The following is an 18,716-nucleotide window of genomic DNA, read 5'->3' as shown; positions in this document are numbered from 1 at the left end:
CATCCCGGAATAGCTGACTCTCATCTAAGTATATACCCGTAATGCAGGAAACGCCTTCATAAATATGAATGTTTATTAATTAATGCGGAAAAACTCCAGTGCCTGGTCCATGACCTTATCTGGATCTTCCGGCTTCAGGTTGATGGAATGGCCTTCTCCTTCCATAAAGGTAATCGGAATCGAGAATTTCTCCGAAAACTTCTTCGCCATGCGCGGATCGATGACGGGATCTTCGCTTCCGTGCACCATCCGGCAGGACGTATGTCCGAAGGCGTCTGCATTGAATTTCTCAAACAGGTCGTTTTCTTTCAGGTCTTCGAACATGCCCAGAGGAACCTTCACCGGGTTTCCGACGCCGAGGTTGGGCTGCAGATATCCCTGCTTCTTTAGTAAAGCGATGGCCTGTTCATCCGGCTCGCTTCCCGGGGCCCCCAGAAGCAGCCAGGGCATGTTGACCGCTGCGCTTCTCATAAAGAATTTATGTCCGAGATGCGGCCTGCTGCTGATGTAAAGTCCGGTAAGATAAGCGCCGTAACTGGACCCGAAATACAGGATTTCCGCTTCCGGATACTGCTTATGGATGTAGTTTTCTACCGTCTGCAGGCTGTCCTTGCAGTCTTCGATGCGAATCCATTCCTGCCGGGCTTCTGCTTCACCGTGGCCCGGCTGGTCGTAGGAAACGACACCGATTCCTTCCTCAGGCATTCTCTTTCTCATCAGTTCTGCCGTTGCACATTCCTTACAGCTTTCAAAGCCGTGAATATAGATCGCGATCTTCTCTGCGCCTTCCGGGATTTCAAAAAGGCAGGGAACGATCTTGCCATTTTCTTTTGTCAATTTAATCTGTTCCATATCTTTCTCCTTCCGATAACAGATTACCCTCTTCAGGGCAGTTCCGTCAATCTGCGCAGCGTAGAGAAGACCCTCTGCTCTTACTTGCGAAGTCCCTTCAGGCCGCTGATTTCCGCGGTTACAGGGATTTCTGCCTGAATGGACGCATCATCGATGGCGATCGCGTAATGCTTATGCATCATGCAGTTGACCGGATCCTCGGTGTCAAGAACCAGTACCAGCTGATGGCCTGCCGCAAGGGTGTAGCGCTGGGCGTTCAGATATACGCTGTAATCGTGGAACTCGCCCGGCTTCAGCGTGATGCTGGACCAGGAAGTCTGCGGCTCGTATCCGGAATCCGGGTTGCAGAGGTCGATATAAGCGCGGGTGATGACCTTGTAATTCTTATTTGCGCTCTCAAACTCGATGACATCGAAGTCCGGAAGGTCTCCGCCGTTTTTGATGGCGCCTTTCTCTACGATCTTCAGCGGGATTTCGTTTCTCGCTGCATCGACGGTCTGATAGCTGTCGAACTTCTCGCTGCTGACATCACAGAGCAGGACGGTCATCTTGACATCGTCCATGAAATCGGTGTCCGTTCCGAGAGCAAAACTCAGCTTGTCTACGTCATTGACGTTCTCTCCCTGGAAGGAATCTTTCGGGTCTCCGGCGTGCAGTGCGGCGCTGAAATCAACCTTTACGGTTCCCTGAATGGTGACATCCTGCGGGAGTTTCTCGCTCTGGTAGCGCTGATTCATGTTAGAGGATGTCAGACTCATTTTCTCGTCAAAGTTATCCTGATTGACACCGGCCTTTTCCCAGTCCGTGTCGATCACGGTCTGTCCTCTGTCCTGATTCTTCAGGATCAGCTTGTGTGCGGTCTCCCAAGAATCTGCAGTCTCCCAGACATGCTGGTCGCGGTTGCTCTGTACCATGACGTCCGGGCGGTTTTCTGCCCCGTTGTCCACATCGAACAGATAATGAGAGAACCACTGGTTCAGAACATCGTCATAAGTCTGTCCGTCAACCAGGAAGCCGTAGCCCTTCAGCACCATGGTCGGCGTCATGTGATAGCCCTGGTGAAGCAGGAGCTTGACGTTCTGTCCTGCTTTCTTGAAGGAAGATCTCATCATCTCAAACTGTTTGGTGGATACGTTTTCATCATTCAGTCCGTGAATGATCAGGGCGCTGCACTTGATCTTGTCCGCGTTCAGGGTGTAGTTTCCGCCGTCCCAGAACTCCGGATCATAGTCAAACCCGCACTTGATCTGGTCTCTTGACATCTGGTACTGGTATCCGGCGAATTTCTTCTTTTCTTCTTCGCTGAGTTTCGGATCGTTGTAACGGCTGGAGCAGTAGTAGGACAGGAAGCTCATCAGCACTTCCTGCGGCCAGTATCTCTGCGCGCCCTGCTGATTCAGGAAACTGTACCAGTCCGCGATTCCGGCAACCGGCGCGATGGTCTCAAGACCTTCAACACCTGTGGAGGCAACGGCAAAAGGCATGGTTCCGCCATAGGATCTGCCGGTCATGCCGACTTTTCCATTTGACCAGTCAGCCTTTGTCTCGATATTATGCTCTCTGTCGGTATAGCCAGCCCGGTCTCCGTGCAGCCACTCGACGATCGCCGCAAAGGCATCCCTCTCATAAGTCGTTCCGACGGCCTCGAAGCCCTCGGATCCCAGCGTTCCAAGACCTGCGGACTGAACAACGGCAAAGCCTCTGATCAGGTAATAGTCGTACAGGTCGATGTTATCGTAGCAGTATGTGACGCCGTCCTTGTATCCCTGATCCTGATAATGCCATTCCGACGGATCTGCCTTCTCCGCTGCCTCTAGAGCGCTGATGCAGCCTTCCGGAGTTCTTGCCGGCGCATCATGGACATGGAGCATATCGTACTTCGGATAAACATCCTCATCAACTTCCTTCATGTGGTCATAGGCGTCATACTGGATTCCGGAACTGTAGGGACGGGCTTCATAAATCGTTCCCGCCTTATAATTTCCTTCCGCGGCGCTTCTCGGCAGCTGTACAAAGGCCTTGACCAGGTCGCGTTTTCCGTCTCCATCGAGGTCAAAATCCGTCTCCACGTAAACGCAGTATCTCACGATATCCGACGTCTGCGGATCATACTTGCTGCCCGTCTTTCCATCGGTAAACGGGAATACCGGCTGTGCGAGGCCATTTTCAAAATACGGCACCTTCTTCTGCTCACTCATTTCTGAACTTCCTCCTCATTTCACTCTTACACAACTCTATTTACCATCGCCCAAGATGCCCCGAATCTTCAGACGAATAAGAAACTTATCCAGAAAAAAACGGCCGGACTGCGCAGACCGCGTAATTTCTAGTCCAACCGTATTGTAACATATTTATGAAATTGGATAAGGGAGTTTGTGAGAAATTTTCGGATAAACCCAGAACTTTCTATCCTCTCTTCCTGCCTCTCCCTTCTCCGCCGCGCGGCAGCTTTCACCATGACTGCCGCCAGCCAGAATATATTCTTGCGTTTTTATTTTGCCGCCGCAATGGCAATGTTTCCGCGGACAACGTCGCAGGAATGATGGAACTGTTCCTTCTCTTCATCGGTCAGCGGAATCTCGAGAACGCGCTCGATTCCTTCTCCGCCAATTACGCACGGAACACCGATCTGGACGTCATTCTCGCCGTATTCACCGTGCAGATTGACGGATGCCGGCAGGATCTTCTTCTCATCTCTCAAAATCACGCCTGCCATGTATGCAGCAGCACGGCCGATGCCGAACTCTGTGCAGTTCTTTCCTTCAACGATGACCCAGCCGCCTCTTCTCATCTCAGTCAGGACATCCTCATCGGAAAGGTCAAAGTCGCTGTATTTCAGCGCGCCGATGTGAATCTGTGAGAACGGAATCATGGAAGACTCGCCATGCTCGCCCATAACAAAGCCCTGAATGGAATCTCTGGAAACGCCGGTCTGGCGGCTCAGTACGCGGACAAGGCGCGCAGTATCCAGCAGGGTTCCGGTTCCGAACATTCTGCAGTCGTCAACACCGAGGCCCTTTCTCAGGTAATCCGCAATGACATCGCACGGGTTCGTAATGGAAATCACGATTCCCGGAATCTTATATGGCTTCAGAGAAGCAATCAGCTCCTTACACATAATAATGGAGTGGTCCAGCATGTCCACACGGTCCTGTCCCGGCTTTCTCGGCTCGCCGATGGCGATCACGACAACGTCAGAGTCCTCTACATCAGAATAATCTCCGGCGCGAACCAGAACACTGTGACTGGAGAAACTCATTGCGTCATAGATGTCCAGCGCATGCGCCTTTGCCTTCTTCTCGTCCTTATCCACCAGGACAACTTCATCCGCCGTATGATCAAATGCAAGTGCCATCGCCACATGTGAACCAACGTGACCCGTTCCGATAACCATTGCTTTTCTGTGACTCATCGTATTTTCCTCCTGTAACATAATCAATCAATCCATAATCTTGTAAGTCAATGTTACCATTATACACTATTTTAGTGTTAAGTCATGCATTTCCCAGATATTTTTTGTTATAGCATACTAATGCAGATCCGCGGAATCCAGAATAATCGTAAACGGCCCGTCGTTGACCAGGCTGACCTTCATGTCGGCGCCGAATTCTCCGGTCTCGACGTGTTCAACCTGTTTCTGGCACTCGGAAATGATGTATTCGTACAGATCGTCAGCGATTTCAGGGTCGGCGGCGTCGGTAAAGCCCGGGCGGTTTCCGCGCCGGCAGTCAGCGTACAGGGTAAACTGAGAAACCAGAAGCAGACTGCCGCCGACCTTCTCCAGGGAAAGGTTGGTTTTCCCGTTCTCGTCCTCGAAGATCCGCATGCCGATCAGCTTTTTTACCATCTTATCCGCGGTTTCCTTTGTATCGCCGTGGGTAACGCCGATCAGGACCAGGAAGCCCTGACCGATTTCTCCGATTGTCTTTCCGTCAACTTCTACCTTGCTCTCAAGTACGCGCTGAATTACAAACCGCATGTTCTCCTCCTATACTCTTCTGCTTGTCATCGTTCGATGATTCTATTCTTCAAACAGTTTCCGGTAAATCTCTTCCCGTTCCTCCATCGCCGCGGTTTTCTGGGCGCGGAGACGTTTCTGAAGGACTTCGCCGTCTGAATGGCAGCGCTTCAGCGCATCGCACAGGCCATCCGCATCGCTGAACTGGTTTTCCTCTGCCGTGTACCAGGAATTGTGCAGGGTATTTCTGAATCCCAGAATCAGCTCATCGTGCAGGAAGGCCTGCTTGACCGCTGAAACGATCTCGCCGCCGTGGTTAATATCCAGATAATAATCGCATTTTTCAAGCAGTCCGTCAATAAGGGATTCCCGCGCACAAGGATACAGGCGGATGTTCTCATAGCGCCCGAAGGCAAGGAGTTTTGCGGACATTTCGGTCACTGCGGCGATGTGAATTTTCATGCCGGACGGCAGATTTTCCGCAATTTCCTGCAGCTGCTCGATCTGCTCGGAATTGGCTGTAGACAAAGATTGACTGGCCATGGAGGAGGCCTGCCCTGAGGACACTGCTGACGTGCTGGCCGAATTTTCCGCTGCACGCGAAACAGCCTCCGACTCACTCGCGCTCTGTGAAGAGGCCGATGACCCCTCCTCAGAAAGCTTAGTGCTGTCTGAAGCCTTCTCTGATGCCGCAGAATCCTCACCGCTTGCCGACGCGCTCATGGACCCTGCATCATTATTCGATTGTACTGCAGAAGCAGACGCAGATTTCCCCTGATCCTCCGCGGAAGCCGTGTTCTGCGCATCCGAAGCGGATGTACTCTGTGCAGACGCAGATGTACTTTCTGTGCTGCCTGCCGCTTCCGACTCCGAATTCAGCGCCGCGCTCTCAGATCCGCTTGCGGATTCTGAAAGAGATTCAATTCTCGATGCGGACGTACTGGTCTCTTCCAGCACACTCTCACTCTGCTGCCCTGTGATAGAAGCAGTCTGCGTTTCCGCGCCGTATACGATATTTCCCTGTGCATATACCGTTGTGCCGCCTAACACTGCGCCCGCAGCCACCGCGCCCCTCAGGAGAACGTCTTTTCTTCTGCTTCTTTTAATTCTCTCTTTTTCGTTCTTTCTTTTCTTACTTATATCAAACCCCGGATGTGCCCTTTTCTTAATAAAAACTGCACTCGCATCCGGCAAGACCACAGGGAAGTCATTTCCTGACTGTCCTTGTCCCGGCCGTCTGCAAATGCTTCCTATAGTATAATTATACTACAGTTTCTGTACTACAGTTTCTGTCTATTTAAAAATCAATAATTGTAAAGATTTTCCGCCATTGCATAGATATTCGCTTCGTAGTTTCCTCTTGAATATCGGCTTTGTCCGGATTCGCACGAAATTCTTCACACGGTCATCACAAACCAGTCCGCCCCGAACGCATCATCAGGCCGGCTGAGCCGGGTGCGTCTGATAAAATACAAAAAAGCGGGGCTGTCGCATTTGCAGCCCCGCTCTCGTCATTTCCGGCCATTAAGCCTCTTCAATTGCTCCAACCGGGCAGCCATCCTTGGCTTCCGCAGCGGCATCCAGTTCAGTTTCTGGAACTTCACCTTCGATTGCCTCGGCCTTGCCTTCGTCGTTCATGTTAAAAACCGCCGGACATGTGCTGTTGCAGAGTCCGCATCCGATACAAGTGTCCTGATCTACACGATATTTCATAGTTGTTCCTCCTCATTATGGTTAAATTTGTATGGTTATATGGTTCATTTATCTATCAGTCAAGCTGCAGCAGCAGGGCCATCTTGAACTTATGGTCTGCTGTCACAGAATGTCTGCCAAGCTTGTCAAACTTAAAGTTCTCCCCGGCCTTGATCCGGTACTCTTTACCCTCATATCCGATGACAGCCTCACCGTCCAGAGCGGTGATCAGTGCCTCGCCCGGAGCCGCGTGCTCCTCGAGGCCGGTGCCCGCATCAAAGCTCATGATCACGAGTTTCAGCTTTGGATCATTGATCAGATCCATGTTTACAATCTTTCCATCCTGATAAGGGATGAGATCCTTCAGTGAAAATACTTCTGCTGACTTTAATACCTTGTTCATTTCTGATTCCTCCTGAAGTGTAATTTCTGTATATACGCTGTCTTTTTCAGCCCGTATGCCAATCGGTACATCCGCAGGCACGACAAATACATCGCCTGTCCCAAGTGTTTTTTCAAAACCATTGCGCCCGAAGGCGGTCATCTTTCCTCCCGCGGCAATCCACAGTTTCGGGTTTCTGTAAATCTCCGCACTGATGTCTGTACCCTCTGCCAGCGCAAAATGGGTGATGCTGCAGCTGCCGCTTTTTCCGACGGTGTTGGAAATCGTACAGCCCGGCACCGGCGCGTTTTCTTCTGCAATCTTAAAGATTCTTCCTGCCTCTTCCTTCATGACATTCACTTCCTTTCGCTTACATGATAAACTTAACATGGAAGCTGAAATCACACCGTGGTTATAACCACATTTTGCAGAGAATCAGAATTCAGGAGGTCTCAGGATGAACGAGGATTTCTTTTTGAAAACGAGGCTGTTTCATGATATGACAAAAGAAGAGCTTGCCAGGGCCTTCAGCTGTCTGAATTACTACCAGAGAAGCTATTCGAAATCGGAACGCATCCTGTCTGCCGGTCAGGACATCCGTTTTATGGGAATGGTCTTAAAGGGAGAAGTGACGGTAGAACAGAATGACCGCTGGGGAAACCGCAGCATCCTTACGGAAGTCGATCCCGGAGAATGTTTCGGAGAGATGTACGCAATGACACCAGGAATCATTCTTCCTGTCGACGTCATCGCCGCAAAAGACTGCAACATCGCTTTTTTTGAGGTTGGCCGCCTGCTTGAGCATAACTGCTCCGCGCCTGATATTCTCGGAAAGCTGACAGAGAATCTCCTGCGCATTGCCCTGCATAAGAATCTCATTCTCTCAAACCGCAGTTTCCACACAGCGCCGAAAACCATCCGTGGAAAAGTCATGGCCTACCTGAACACCCTGTCCCTGCAGCAGCATTCCTTCGATGTCAGTATCCCCTTCAACCGCCAGCAGCTGGCCGATTACCTGAATGTGGACCGGACCGCACTGTCGAAGGAACTAGGGAAAATGAAGGACGACGGTCTGATCGATTTCTGGAAAAACCATTTCCGTCTGCTCGCAGATGCAGAAGACTGATCAGACCCCAGGCTGTCCAGAAGAACCCCACCCTTCCCGACGCTGAAGACGTCGGGCGGGTACCCGGGAACCTTGTTGTCGTCTGACGGATAGACAATCAAAAATTTTTACTCTTCCCAGAAGAGCTCGTCCAGCGTTTTATCCAGCGCCCTGCAGATGGAAATACAGAGATGAATCGTCGGATTATAGTCACCCTTTTCAATAGCACTGATGGTCTGCCTGGAGACATCGCAGAGCTTCGCCAGTTCCGCCTGGGAGAGATCCTTTGCCGCCCGGGCGGCTTTCATTCTCAGATTCTTCATTCCTCCTCACTCTCCCCTTTATCGGTAAATCTTCGGATCAGAACCGCCAGGAACATAACCAGGAAGAATATACCACAGGCCAGATTGGCTCCGGATGCCACGGTAATAACGCCGTGCACAAAAAGATTTCCATGTGTGCCCTGCGTTACCACGGACAAAATGTTTGCAGCCCCGAGCAGTGCAAACAGCAGCAGCTGAGTGTTTCCCTTTTTATCATATTCAATGTATGCGCCACGGACGATCATATAGATGATCCCTGTCAGCCCGCTGATTATAATGGTCATGAGGACCCACATGCCCGGTGAAAACAGCACTTTCTTTCCGGATTCCAGAATAAACATTATGGCCACCGACATTCCGATCATCGTCATATATCCGATGTAATTTCCCTTCGCCTGTATCTGTTTCTGCCTCTCATCATAGTGAGAAAGCTGGCCTGCCTTCTTTCTCCTGTACACCCAGACAAGCCGTACCAGACACACGATAGCAAACCCAACCGACAATCCCGCGCTAAACGAAGTACTCATAATATTCTCCTTTCCCGCGGATGAATCCGCATCCAGAAGGCATCTCTTTCCTGTATCCTCAGAGCACAATATATGCGCAATTTTGTCAATTATATTTTACATCTTGCTTTTTATATTTGTCACAGCCCGACATAATTTTCCCCGATGCTATAATCTGTTAATATCTTCCCTGTTCATTTATGGTACAGTAGAACTCAGGAAAGGAAAAGAGCAATGAAGCATTCACGACAAAATCAACCCGGCAGGGGGAATACGAAAAAACGCTGGTCCGCGGCACTGGTGTTTATTCTGCTGTTTGGCATCGTCAGCCTGTTTTCTGATATGACCCATGAAGGCGCGGACAGCATCCGCGGCGCCTATCTGGCGGCACTGGGCGCTTCCGCAGGGACTATCGGATTTATCTCCGGCCTGGGCGAACTGGTCGGCTATTCCCTGCGCTATGTGTTCGGGAAACTGTCCGACAAAACTGGAAAATACTGGTTCATGACCATTGCCGGCTATGTGCTGGACGTGATCTGCGTGCCGGCTCTGGCCCTGGTTGGAAACCACGGCTGGATTGCCGCCTGCATCCTTCTGGTCATCCAGAGAATGGGAAAGGCAATAAAAAAGCCGTCCAAGGACACCATCATGTCCTTCGCGGCAACGCAGGAAGGTGTGGGAAAGAGTTTCGGCATTCAGGAAGTGCTGGACCAGATCGGCGCCTTCGCAGGGCCGGTCTTTCTCTACCTGATTCTTTTGATGAAGTCAAGCGGAACGACCTTCCAGCGCTACCGCCTATGCTTTGCCATGCTGGCGGTTCCGGGCGCACTGACCCTGCTCTTTCTGATCTTCACGCGTCAGAAATTCCCGAACCCGGAAAAATTCGAGCCGGAACCGGCTCATGAAGAGCCCTTCCACATGAAGAAAAGTTTCCGCATTTACATCGCCGGAATCAGCTGTTTCGCCTTCGGATTTATCGACTACTCTCTGATCGCCATGCATGTTTCCAAAGTCTATATCGCATCCGGCGGTTCCTTTATGACTCAGGGAAATCTGCCCCTGCTCTACGCGCTTGCCATGCTCGTCGATGCCGTCTCTGCGCTGGTCTTCGGCTTCTGGTACGATAAGAGGGGCGTCAGTGTTCTGGTCTGGTCCACGATCATGTCGGCATTTTTCTCCGTGTTCATCTTCGGTATGCATTCCATGTCTTCTCTGATGCTGGGCGTCATCCTCTGGGGCATCGGCATGGGCGCGCAGGAATCCATCATGAAATCCGTCATCGCCCAGATCGTCCCGAAAAGCAGCCGGGCAACAGGATACGGAATTTTCGAATGTTCCTTCGGCATTTTCTGGTTCCTGGGAAGCTGGCTGATGGGAATTCTCTACGATTTCAGCATGCCGCTGATGATCACCGTTTCCGTCTGCGCCCAGCTCATGGCGATCCCCTTCTGCCTGTACACGGGAAAACTGCAAAAGAAAAACAGCAGGCACTGAGCAAATTCCCTGCTGTTTCAAAATATTGGTGAATGATGATTAATAGCTTTGTAGATATATGTAATCGTAAGACTTGCGAAGGGGGGGGCGTTTCCCCCTTGCGTTTTTTATTTGCCGCCGAAAATGTATCCGGTCATGGCCATGGACCCGAGATTGCAGACGTTGTTGAAGACCTCTGCAGAATCTCCTTCCGACGCGCCGAGGCAGTAGAGGAGCGGCAGGAAATGGTCCGGCGTCGGGACGGCATATTTCGCGTCCGGGTGCCGGTCAAAGTGAATGACGCTGTCAGCATCACCGCTGAGCACGGCCTCGCGGATGTAATCATTGAATCCTTCTGCCTCCGGTGTGCCGCCTTCATTGTCCCATTCCACACAGAAGAGGTTGTGCACGACGTTTCCGCTTCCGAAAATCAAGAATCCCTCTTCGCGGAGCGCGGCCAGCTTCTTTCCGAGGTCATAGCTTTCCTGCGGGCTGAGACCCTGGTTGACGGAAAGCTGCACCACCGGAATGTCCGCCTTCGGGAACATGTGCACCAGCACCGTCCATGTTCCATGGTCAATGCCCCAGTTATTATCTTCGGAAACCGCGCTTCCAAGCAGCGTCTTTACTCGGTCCGTGAGCTCTGCGCTGCCCTTTACCGGGTACTTCACCTCATACAGCTCCTTCGGAAAACCGTACATGTCGTAAACCTGTCTCGGCTCCGGCGCGCTCTGAATCAGCGTCCCCGGCACAAACCAGTGCCCGGAAACCGCCAGAATCACCTTCGGCTTCCCGAAATCCCGCAGAACCCGTTCACCGACGGCCTGCATTCCCTTAGTAATATCATTATGTTCCAGCGCCACCATCGGGCTTCCGTGTCCGGAAAATACAACCGGCATTTTCTTTGTCATCTTAATCCCCTCGATTCATGTATTTTCTGCATAACTTTAAACTTTATACTTGCTTTAGATTTCTTTTCTTTATATGATAAATATAATTGGACAAAATCAAATGTGCAAGAAGGATTTTTCTATTTACTTGGTATGTTTTACATTGGAATTGGAGAACTAGAATGAAAAAAGAGAAATGCAATCAGGCCGGTCTGTTCGGCGTCTGCCCCTTCGTCACCGCCCAGCAGGTCCTTCAGGGAAAATGGGCTATCCTCATCCTTCACGAACTTTCAGACGGCTCGAAACGCTTCAACGAAATTCAGAAAAACATCGAAGTCACCCAGGCCACCCTTTCTACGCAGCTGAAGAAGCTCCAGAACGAAGGCATCATCAGCCGCACCGTTTATCCGGAAGTCCCGCCGCGCGTAGAATACGAGCTCACCGACATCGGCCTGTCCTTCGGCCCTGTGCTGGACAGCATCGAAGTCTGGGGCGATAAGTATATCGATTACCTAAAGAAAAACCGGGCATAAGAGACTCTGTGAGTTGTGGCAATATTCCAGGAAATGTTATATACTTAACGTATGAGCAATAATGATGAGAAATCGCCCAAAAAAGAAAACTGACAGAAGGGAGAACATATTCTATGGAGAATTTAAATTATTATGACCTGATCATGAAGCGTGAATCCTGCAGAGCATTCACGGATGAAGATGTTGAAGAAACTGAACTTCAGCAGATTAAGGACAGTGTTTCCAAGTGTGACGCGCTGGATGACAGCATCGCAACGGAATTTCATATTATCGACCATGAAGAGGCAGCAAAGTTTGAGAGTACCGTCGGCTACAATGGATTTATGATTCATTCCCCGCAGTATGCGCTGCTCTTCTCTGAAAAGAAGGACCATTATCTGGAAAACGCCGCTTTCATTATGCAGGCACTGACCCTGAAGCTGACGACTCTGGGACTGGCTGCATGCTGGCTGACCATCAATGATGCAGACAAGGCCAAGGCTCAGATCGGCATCAGCACAGACAAGACACTGGCTGTCGTCGTCGGATTTGGCTACAGAAATAAAGACAAGAAGGGCACCCGCCTGGATATCAAAAGCCCGTCCGATGTCAAGGTCAACAAGACAGCGACACGTGCAGCATCCAAGATTTCCCTTGACGAGTTTGTTTTTGACGGCACATTCGGAAACAAGGCAGAAATCGACCTGGTCGCTCCGCAGTATCCGCAGCTGAACGACGCGCTTCTCTGCATGAGCGTTGCACAGTCCTTCTTCAACCGCCAGCCGTACCGCGTTATCCTCACAAAGAATGCTGTCTGCCTGATCGGCCTTGACGATGAGATGACCGGTGAAGCAGATACACATCTGAATTACGGAATCGAAATGTTTAATTTCTACGCGGTCAACGAGCGCACCCGCGGCGAAGGAGACGCCCTGAAGAAGTGGTCCTTCGAGGCACCGGAAGAGGACCTGCAGCTGCCTGAAAACGCACACTTCATCGCACAGTGCAGACTGTAGATAAACACGAGAAAACAATAAGAACCCCACCCTTCCACGACGCTGAATGAACTGCTCCCCGTCAAGAGGACAGTGAAAAAACATAATATTTTTGACCAGTGGCCATCCGGTTACTGGTCATTCTTTCCATTTTTTGTAAAATTCCATTATGCGGCTCGCAGGTACGCCCGATGTTTTTCCATCGGAGTTACAACACCGAGCCGTCTCTGAAGTCTTCGGTTATTGTAGTAGCTGATGTAGTCTTCAATCATTGTCACCAGCTCTTCCCGGCTTTTGAACCGTCTGCCATAATATCGTTCGCGCTTGAGAATTCCCCAGAAGCCTTCCATCGGACCATTGTCGATACACCTTGCAACTCTGGACATACTCTGCGTCATGCCGGCATCTTCAAGTTTTTTATGGAATGCTCTGTTCGTGTACTGGAATCCACGGTCACTGTGGCATAATGGGTGTGCACCTGGATTCTCAGAAATGGCCTTATCAAAAGTGTCGAATACCAGCGAATTATTGTTGTTATCTCTGATTACATAGGACACAATCCGTCTGTCAAAAAGATCCAGAATGGCACTCAGATACACTTTGTGCACAACGATGCCTTCATACCATTTAAACTCCGTTACATCCGTCAGCCACTTCTGATTCGGAGCATCAGCAGTGAACATGCGGTTAAGGATATTATCTGCAATATACTGTGGGTGACTGGCTTGTCGTGTACACCCATGATTACAGTACTTGATCGTAGATTTAATGTCCTTTGCCCTGCAGATACGCAGTGCTCGCTTGTCATTAATGTGAATGCCATGATATCGGTCAAGATCATCGCTGATTCGGCGGTAGCCCTTGGACGGATCATCGTTATGGATATCTTCCATGATTCCTGCAATCCGTTCATTTTCTCTGATCCGTTTGCCCGTGTCACCTCTGAGCCATTTGTAGTAAGCAGATCTTGCTACATGAAGGATGGAGCAGCATGATTCAACCGGATATCCGTATTTTTTTGTGCAGTATTTTATGGAGCTGTAGAGATGGGACTGCCTTACTTGTGAAAGCGTTCTTTTCTCTCCAGCTCCCTTACTTTTTTTAACAGATCACGCTCCATCTTCGTCATGTACAGTTCCTGCTCCGTCTGCGCCAGCTTGATCTTCAACGTTTCAATCTCACTGCGCGGCTGCTGATCGGCTTTGCGTCTGCCGCGTCGATCCTCAAGACCTGCTTCTCCAAGTTCCGTATATCGTTTGACCCAGGCATACACCTGTTGGTAACTGACGCCATATTTCATGGCTGTTTCGCCATAATTCTTCCCATTTGCCAGACATTCTTTGGCAATATTAACGCGCTCATTTTTACTTGTCTTTCGTGATGTAGTCATACGGCTTCCTCCTGACATCTTTCGTGTGAAGTCTATGCCGTTATTATACATCTTTATCCATTTATGTAGTTGAGTGCGTGCTCTCAAACCGTATCGTGCCGAAATTTCCCGTTGTGAGCCTTCACCGTTCAGATAGCTGGTCACTGCTTTGAGTTTGAGTTCCGGCGGATAAACTCTGTTATGGCCGGTATCAAGGAAATCCATTTCTCCTTGTTCCTGATAGCGGAGAACCCATTCGCTGACAGAGCGACTATCAATACCAAGTTCTCTGGCTGCTCCTTTACGAGTCATTTTTCCTTCAGAAATTTGCCTGGCATATTTTAGTTTGATTTCCTCGGAAATTTTTTTACCTTTTCTACTCATAGAATACTCCCTTCATGAGTACAACCGTGTTTTGTTTTTTCACTGTCTCTCATAAGGGGAGCATATCAGAAGCGTCGGGTGGGTGCCCGGGAACCTTGTTGTCGTCTAACGGGCAGACAATAGAAATGCATACAGAAACTTTCTATCAGTTTAAAAGTTTCTGTATGCATATTTTATTGTCATGACAATAACTGTTCTGCTGCTTTTATCAATACGATAAATGACAATATAATGATCGGCAAAAAGCTGTCGATAGCCCAGCCCGGCATATCTTCCTACTTTACGCTCTGCACCCCGCTCTGGGAACTCCCTCAGACTCAAAATCGCGTCTTCCAGGTGATCTGCGATATCCTCAGCAGCCTTAACTGCAAACAATTCTTCTTTGATATATGTATATATCTCATCAATATCCCGATACGCCTGCGGTGACAATCGAACAGAATACTTATCCAAAATGTTTCCTCCTCAGTTCCTTCAGCGCACTTTCGGCATCGCGCAGCTGACCGCCGGCGGCCAGCTCTTCTTCAGCATGTTTAATGGACTGGTCAACATCTGCAATTCCTGTCAATCTGTCATAGGTTTCCATACTCATAACCACCAGATCCCCATATCCCTGTTTTGTAACAAAAATAGGTTCCTGACTTTCATGGCAGCGCCTGGAAATCTCATTCGTATTCCGTAATTCTTTGATCGGTACAATTTCTGGCATAATACTCACTCCTTCATACACATATATTAGCATAATATCGCTGTGTTCTAAAGCATAATTATGTCATTTATTTCTACAAGGATCCAATTCTCTCTTCTGCACACAGCTCCTACTCCACACTCTTCAGCGACTCGATCATGTCGATGCGCCGCATGGAAATCGAGGAAATTCCATTTACGATGAGGGCAAAAACCACCGTCAGGAGTGCAGCAAGGAGGAAACTGGACCCTGCGACCGTCCGGCCGAACATCAGGTCATTGGTTTCTGCCGTGGACATAATGAAGGTCTTCAGCCAGACGCCCAGGAAAAGCCCCAGAACGATGCTGATTCCGGTCAGAATGATGTTTTCCCGGAAAATGTACATGGACACTTCTCTGTCGTAGAATCCCAGCACTTTCAGGGTTGCCAGCTCACGCCGCCGCTCGGTGATGCTGATGCTGTTCAGGTTGAACATCACGACAAAGGCCAGCATGGCCGCGGCGCCGCTCAGGACCCCGACTACCGTCCGCAGCAGATCGACGGTCTTTTTCATCGCCTTTTCTGCGCTGCTGGTCAGGCTGATCTGTGAGACTGCACCGTTCCTGAGAAGTTTATTAGGAATGGACTTCTCATGGATGTTTTTCCCCTTCCAGTTCAGCAGAATGCTGTTGCTTTCTGCGCTTTTTCCGGTCAGCTGCTTATAGTAAGCAGGAGAAATATAGACATAGTGAAGGACATAGTTTTCCGCAATGGCTCCGACTCTGGCCCGGACGGTCGTGCCGACGTTCAATTTCAGTGTAACCTGGGAACCTTTCTTTACATTGAGAAGACTTGCTGCCTTTTCCGTCAGGATGACCGAACGATCGTTCAGATGGTATTTTTCCCCGGATACCCGGTCATGCAGATCAATAAACTGATGCAGCTTTCCCGGATTTTCCGGAACGATGACGTATCCGCTGTAAGACTTCCCGTCTTTCTTCAAGGTGACGCTGTCCTGATACAGCTTTTCGGTGCTTCCGATTTCCGGCACATTCTTCAATGTTCGGCTGAGCGAAGCTTTTGAAGAGGCAGAGGCGTCCGGATTGATCAGCAGCTGGGCATCATACTTCTGCACCCGTCCGGATTGATTCACGGAAATTTCCGTCACTGCATCCCGGATGCCGAAACCAGTCAAAAGCAGCGCCGTGCAGCCGCCAATTCCGATAATCGTCATAAACAGCCTCTTCTTATAGCGGAAAATATTCCGCAGGGTCGCCTTACTGCTGAAACTCAGCCGTTTCCAGAGCGGCGTGATCCTCTCCAGCCAGATCCGGCTTCCGTTTTTCGGCGCTTCCGGCCGCATCAGCTGGGATGGAACTTCCTTCAGCAGATGACCGCAGGCCCAAAAGGTCGCGAGCAGATTGCAGAGAACCGCCGCAAAGGCCGCAAGAAGCGAGAACTTCCACTCATATGGGATCACCGTCTGATCCATATTCACGAACTGATTCCGGTAGGCATTGATAATGATATAGGGAAGCATTTTTTCGCCGATCAGAACACCGGCAATGCTTCCCGTTACCGTCGCCAGAAGGCTGTAACCAGCGAACTTCCTGATGATGACGCCTCTTCCATAGCTCAATGCCTCCATCAGGCCGATCTGTTCTCGCTCTTCCTCCACCATACGGGTCATCGCCGTCAGGCTGACCAGGGCCGCGACCAGGAAGAAAATGAGTGGAAAAACCTTTCCAATCGCCGCGATACGCTCCGCGTTCTGAAGATATTCCGCATAGGCCTGATCCTGTGCTCTTCCCTGCACATACCATTTCCCCGATCCCAGCTTTTTCATCTGTTTCTGCGCAATTGCCTCAGCCGATGCCCGATCGATTCCCGGATAAGAGGCCTGCACGGTCTGAACCGCCTGCTGCTTCAGTTCATTGAGCCTGATCCGGCAGCAGGAAGCCGCCATTTTCCTGAGATTCTTCTGCGCTGCACGTACTTTTTCTTTATACACCGCAGATCCTGTCGTGTATTTTTCCGCGCCCTTCACCCGGCAGTAAACCGCGGAATACGTGCTCATAGAAAAAGCCGACGGCTTCACGGCAATAAAGCCGTCTACCGTACCATTTCCAAGGGTCGTGCTGCCCCGGTCATCCGTCAGGTAAGCCGGACTGCTGCCCGTGCCGGTGACGGTGAACGTGCTGTATTTTAAACTCTTGCTGAGTTTGTCTTTTGTCCCTGAATAGATGTGAATCTTATCGCCGATGGAAAGATGGCGCTCCTTCGCAAGTTCTGCGTCCACCAGACACTCATTCTGCCTGCGCGGAAGCCGCCCCGACTTCACCGTAAAACTGTTCATCCCCCGGACCGTGCTCATCACGCGCACGACCTGCGTCCGGTTCCTGGAATCGCTCAGAACATCAGCACTGTACGCGCCCTCCGCCGCTGAAATTCCGTCCGTCTGCCGCGCCGCCTTAACATCCACGTCCGTCAGCCCAAGCGTTGACTGGATCTTCACGTCCATGTATTTATGCCGGTTCATATAGGCCGTCAGACTCTGCTGCATATCCGGCTCACAGGCTCTTACCCCGGACAAAAAAGACACGCCAAGGATGACAATGAACAGAATCGACAAAAATCGACCCGGATCCTGCCTGATCTCGCGGTAAAAGTTTTTCCAGACGGCTGTTTTCATCTTATGAACGTTCCTCCTTCTCTGCAGTCATTGTATTCTCTGCAGTCTCTGCTTTCTATGTGATTTCTACCAAACAATTTCATCGATGGACTGCGGTGATGCGTTGGTGTACACGCACTCTGCCCTGCCATTTCTGATCTCGATTACGCGGTCGGCCATGGCGGTCAGGGCGTGATTATGTGTGATCATCATTACGGTCATATGGTATTTTCTGCAGCTCTGGTGGAGCAGGCGCAGGATCTGCCGGCCGGTCTGGTCATCCAGCGCACCAGTCGGTTCGTCGCAGAGCAGGAGCTTCGGATTCTTTGCCAGCGCCCGGGCAATGGCCACCCTCTGCTGCTCGCCGCCGGAAAGCTGAGCCGGGAAATTATTCATCCGGTCTTTCAGACCCACGCCATCCAGAACCTCTTCAGGATCCCGGTAATCCTTACAGATCTGCACGGCAAGCTCCACATTTTCCAGCGCCGTCAGGTTCTGCACCAGATTGTAGAACTGGAAGACAAAACCGATCTCTTCTCTGCGGAAGCCGATCAGCTGCTTTCTGGAATATTCCGCGATGTTGTTTCCGTCCACCCAGACTTCACCGGAAGAAACTGTATCCATGCCGCCTAAAATATTCAGCACCGTAGTTTTTCCGGCGCCGCTCGGTCCGACGATGACCGCAAATTCTCCCTCGTTCACGGAAAAATTAACACGATCCGCGGCACGAATCTCCACGTCACCCATATGGTAGATCTTGCTTACGTCCTTTAATTCGATAAACGCGTGCATGAACGTCCTCCCATCTCATTTCTGCAGGCCTTCCTAAATAATGACACTCTTTTCTGACATTTTCGGACATCGCCGGCGCTGTTTCTATGTTCACTATACCATAGATAGCGCGAGATATAAAACGCATTTCGAGGATTAATGGCGG

General features: G+C 50.4%; 19 protein-coding genes and 1 pseudogene. 4 read left to right on the top strand and 16 right to left on the bottom strand.

The window, feature by feature from the left end; all coding sequences use genetic code 11:
• Positions 1 to 75 precede the first annotated feature (75 nt).
• The 7 genes from ACI77B_RS04675 to ACI77B_RS04645 form a co-directional block, all read right to left on the bottom strand.
• Positions 76 to 852, bottom strand: coding sequence for an alpha/beta hydrolase family protein (locus ACI77B_RS04675; RefSeq protein ID WP_409337603.1), 777 nt, complete (start codon positions 850 to 852; stop codon positions 76 to 78).
• Positions 853 to 932: 80 nt separating this feature from the next.
• Positions 933 to 3,050 (bottom strand): CocE/NonD family hydrolase, encoded by a 2,118-nt coding sequence (locus ACI77B_RS04670; protein ID WP_409337602.1) that lies wholly within the window; start codon positions 3,048 to 3,050, stop codon positions 933 to 935.
• Positions 3,051 to 3,343: 293 nt separating this feature from the next.
• Positions 3,344 to 4,264 (bottom strand): lactate/malate family dehydrogenase, encoded by a 921-nt coding sequence (locus ACI77B_RS04665; RefSeq protein WP_409337601.1) that lies wholly within the window; start codon positions 4,262 to 4,264, stop codon positions 3,344 to 3,346.
• Between the two features lie 117 nt (positions 4,265 to 4,381).
• Entirely contained in the window at positions 4,382 to 4,831 is a 450-nt protein-coding gene (gene dtd / locus ACI77B_RS04660; protein WP_409337600.1) for a D-aminoacyl-tRNA deacylase, read from the bottom strand.
• Between the two features lie 42 nt (positions 4,832 to 4,873).
• On the bottom strand, positions 4,874 to 5,875 hold the full coding sequence (locus ACI77B_RS04655) for a hypothetical protein (protein WP_409337599.1): 1,002 nt from the start codon (positions 5,873 to 5,875) through the stop codon (positions 4,874 to 4,876).
• A gap of 459 nt (positions 5,876 to 6,334) precedes the next feature.
• Positions 6,335 to 6,523 (bottom strand): ferredoxin, encoded by a 189-nt coding sequence (locus tag ACI77B_RS04650; protein WP_409337598.1) that lies wholly within the window; start codon positions 6,521 to 6,523, stop codon positions 6,335 to 6,337.
• Between the two features lie 55 nt (positions 6,524 to 6,578).
• Positions 6,579 to 7,235, bottom strand: coding sequence for a cupin domain-containing protein (locus ACI77B_RS04645; RefSeq protein WP_409337597.1), 657 nt, complete (start codon positions 7,233 to 7,235; stop codon positions 6,579 to 6,581).
• Between the two features lie 106 nt (positions 7,236 to 7,341).
• On the opposite strand from ACI77B_RS04645, the gene ACI77B_RS04640 reads away from it, so the two are divergent.
• Positions 7,342 to 8,010 (top strand): Crp/Fnr family transcriptional regulator, encoded by a 669-nt coding sequence (locus ACI77B_RS04640; protein WP_409337596.1) that lies wholly within the window; start codon positions 7,342 to 7,344, stop codon positions 8,008 to 8,010.
• 107 nt (positions 8,011 to 8,117) lie between these two features.
• On the opposite strand, the gene ACI77B_RS04635 is transcribed toward ACI77B_RS04640, so the two are convergent.
• Both ACI77B_RS04635 and ACI77B_RS04630 read right to left on the bottom strand, forming a co-directional pair.
• Positions 8,118 to 8,312, bottom strand: coding sequence for a helix-turn-helix transcriptional regulator (locus ACI77B_RS04635; RefSeq protein WP_409337595.1), 195 nt, complete (start codon positions 8,310 to 8,312; stop codon positions 8,118 to 8,120).
• Entirely contained in the window at positions 8,309 to 8,839 is a 531-nt protein-coding gene (locus tag ACI77B_RS04630; RefSeq protein WP_409337594.1) for a hypothetical protein, read from the bottom strand. Before ACI77B_RS04630 ends, ACI77B_RS04635 begins: the two co-directional genes overlap by 4 nt.
• Before the next feature lie 213 nt (positions 8,840 to 9,052).
• Here ACI77B_RS04630 and ACI77B_RS04625 point away from each other — a divergent pair, with 213 nt between their 5' ends.
• On the top strand, positions 9,053 to 10,312 hold the full coding sequence (locus ACI77B_RS04625) for an MFS transporter (RefSeq protein WP_409337593.1): 1,260 nt from the start codon (positions 9,053 to 9,055) through the stop codon (positions 10,310 to 10,312).
• Between the two features lie 107 nt (positions 10,313 to 10,419).
• On the opposite strand, the gene ygiD is transcribed toward ACI77B_RS04625, so the two are convergent.
• Positions 10,420 to 11,202 (bottom strand): 4,5-DOPA dioxygenase extradiol, encoded by a 783-nt coding sequence (gene ygiD / locus ACI77B_RS04620; RefSeq protein ID WP_409337592.1) that lies wholly within the window; start codon positions 11,200 to 11,202, stop codon positions 10,420 to 10,422.
• Between the two features lie 161 nt (positions 11,203 to 11,363).
• Here ygiD and ACI77B_RS04615 point away from each other — a divergent pair, with 161 nt between their 5' ends.
• Both ACI77B_RS04615 and ACI77B_RS04610 read left to right on the top strand, forming a co-directional pair.
• The gene (locus tag ACI77B_RS04615) at positions 11,364 to 11,714 is read left to right on the top strand and encodes a winged helix-turn-helix transcriptional regulator (RefSeq protein WP_409337591.1); all 351 of its coding nucleotides are present in this window, start codon (positions 11,364 to 11,366) and stop codon (positions 11,712 to 11,714) included.
• Between the two features lie 113 nt (positions 11,715 to 11,827).
• Positions 11,828 to 12,709: a nitroreductase family protein gene (locus ACI77B_RS04610; RefSeq protein WP_409337590.1), complete on the top strand. Its 882-nt coding sequence runs from the start codon at positions 11,828 to 11,830 to the stop codon at positions 12,707 to 12,709.
• A 146-nt stretch (positions 12,710 to 12,855) separates the two neighbouring features.
• On the opposite strand, the pseudogene ACI77B_RS04605 reads toward ACI77B_RS04610, so the two are convergent.
• The 6 genes and pseudogenes from ACI77B_RS04605 to ACI77B_RS04580 all read right to left on the bottom strand — a co-directional run.
• Positions 12,856 to 13,728, bottom strand: a pseudogene (locus ACI77B_RS04605) (IS3 family transposase); the annotation flags it as partial.
• Positions 13,729 to 13,745: 17 nt separating this feature from the next.
• Positions 13,746 to 14,441: a helix-turn-helix domain-containing protein gene (locus tag ACI77B_RS04600; protein ID WP_409337335.1), complete on the bottom strand. Its 696-nt coding sequence runs from the start codon at positions 14,439 to 14,441 to the stop codon at positions 13,746 to 13,748.
• Positions 14,442 to 14,591: 150 nt separating this feature from the next.
• Positions 14,592 to 14,894, bottom strand: a complete 303-nt coding sequence (locus ACI77B_RS04595; RefSeq protein ID WP_409337589.1) for a type II toxin-antitoxin system RelE/ParE family toxin — start codon at positions 14,892 to 14,894, stop codon at positions 14,592 to 14,594.
• Positions 14,887 to 15,150, bottom strand: a complete 264-nt coding sequence (locus ACI77B_RS04590; RefSeq protein WP_409337588.1) for a type II toxin-antitoxin system Phd/YefM family antitoxin — start codon at positions 15,148 to 15,150, stop codon at positions 14,887 to 14,889. Before ACI77B_RS04590 ends, ACI77B_RS04595 begins: the two co-directional genes overlap by 8 nt.
• Positions 15,151 to 15,259: 109 nt before the next feature.
• The gene (locus ACI77B_RS04585) at positions 15,260 to 17,800 is read right to left on the bottom strand and encodes an ABC transporter permease (RefSeq protein WP_409337587.1); all 2,541 of its coding nucleotides are present in this window, start codon (positions 17,798 to 17,800) and stop codon (positions 15,260 to 15,262) included.
• Positions 17,801 to 17,866: 66 nt separating this feature from the next.
• The gene (locus ACI77B_RS04580; RefSeq protein WP_409337586.1) at positions 17,867 to 18,571 is read right to left on the bottom strand and encodes an ABC transporter ATP-binding protein; all 705 of its coding nucleotides are present in this window, start codon (positions 18,569 to 18,571) and stop codon (positions 17,867 to 17,869) included.
• Positions 18,572 to 18,716 lie beyond the last annotated feature (145 nt).

It is taken from the genome of Eubacterium sp. F2, assembly GCF_046244355.1.
In the GTDB taxonomy this organism is placed as follows: domain Bacteria; phylum Bacillota; class Clostridia; order Peptostreptococcales; family Anaerovoracaceae; genus Aminicella.
Note: the sequence above shows the minus strand (reverse complement) of the source record. Positions and strands in the feature narration are given on the sequence as shown.

Excerpts from the sequence above, each read along its gene's own strand:
- ACI77B_RS04590 (WP_409337588.1), bottom strand. The coding sequence starts at position 15,150 with ATGCCAGAAATTGTACCGATCAAAGAATTACGGAATACGAATGAGATT.
- ACI77B_RS04670 (WP_409337602.1), bottom strand. The coding sequence starts at position 3,050 with ATGAGTGAGCAGAAGAAGGTGCCGTATTTTGAAAATGGCCTCGCACAG.
- ACI77B_RS04600 (WP_409337335.1), bottom strand. The coding sequence starts at position 14,441 with ATGAGTAGAAAAGGTAAAAAAATTTCCGAGGAAATCAAACTAAAATAT.
- ACI77B_RS04585 (WP_409337587.1), bottom strand. The coding sequence starts at position 17,800 with ATGAAAACAGCCGTCTGGAAAAACTTTTACCGCGAGATCAGGCAGGAT.
- ACI77B_RS04580 (WP_409337586.1), bottom strand. The coding sequence starts at position 18,571 with ATGCACGCGTTTATCGAATTAAAGGACGTAAGCAAGATCTACCATATG.
- ACI77B_RS04635 (WP_409337595.1), bottom strand. The coding sequence starts at position 8,312 with ATGAAGAATCTGAGAATGAAAGCCGCCCGGGCGGCAAAGGATCTCTCC.
- ACI77B_RS04640 (WP_409337596.1), top strand. The coding sequence starts at position 7,342 with ATGAACGAGGATTTCTTTTTGAAAACGAGGCTGTTTCATGATATGACA.
- ACI77B_RS04615 (WP_409337591.1), top strand. The coding sequence starts at position 11,364 with ATGAAAAAAGAGAAATGCAATCAGGCCGGTCTGTTCGGCGTCTGCCCC.
- ACI77B_RS04625 (WP_409337593.1), top strand. The coding sequence starts at position 9,053 with ATGAAGCATTCACGACAAAATCAACCCGGCAGGGGGAATACGAAAAAA.
- ACI77B_RS04675 (WP_409337603.1), bottom strand. The coding sequence starts at position 852 with ATGGAACAGATTAAATTGACAAAAGAAAATGGCAAGATCGTTCCCTGC.
- dtd (WP_409337600.1), bottom strand. The coding sequence starts at position 4,831 with ATGCGGTTTGTAATTCAGCGCGTACTTGAGAGCAAGGTAGAAGTTGAC.
- ACI77B_RS04665 (WP_409337601.1), bottom strand. The coding sequence starts at position 4,264 with ATGAGTCACAGAAAAGCAATGGTTATCGGAACGGGTCACGTTGGTTCA.
- ACI77B_RS04650 (WP_409337598.1), bottom strand. The coding sequence starts at position 6,523 with ATGAAATATCGTGTAGATCAGGACACTTGTATCGGATGCGGACTCTGC.
- ygiD (WP_409337592.1), bottom strand. The coding sequence starts at position 11,202 with ATGACAAAGAAAATGCCGGTTGTATTTTCCGGACACGGAAGCCCGATG.
- ACI77B_RS04610 (WP_409337590.1), top strand. The coding sequence starts at position 11,828 with ATGGAGAATTTAAATTATTATGACCTGATCATGAAGCGTGAATCCTGC.
- ACI77B_RS04645 (WP_409337597.1), bottom strand. The coding sequence starts at position 7,235 with ATGAAGGAAGAGGCAGGAAGAATCTTTAAGATTGCAGAAGAAAACGCG.
- ACI77B_RS04630 (WP_409337594.1), bottom strand. The coding sequence starts at position 8,839 with ATGAGTACTTCGTTTAGCGCGGGATTGTCGGTTGGGTTTGCTATCGTG.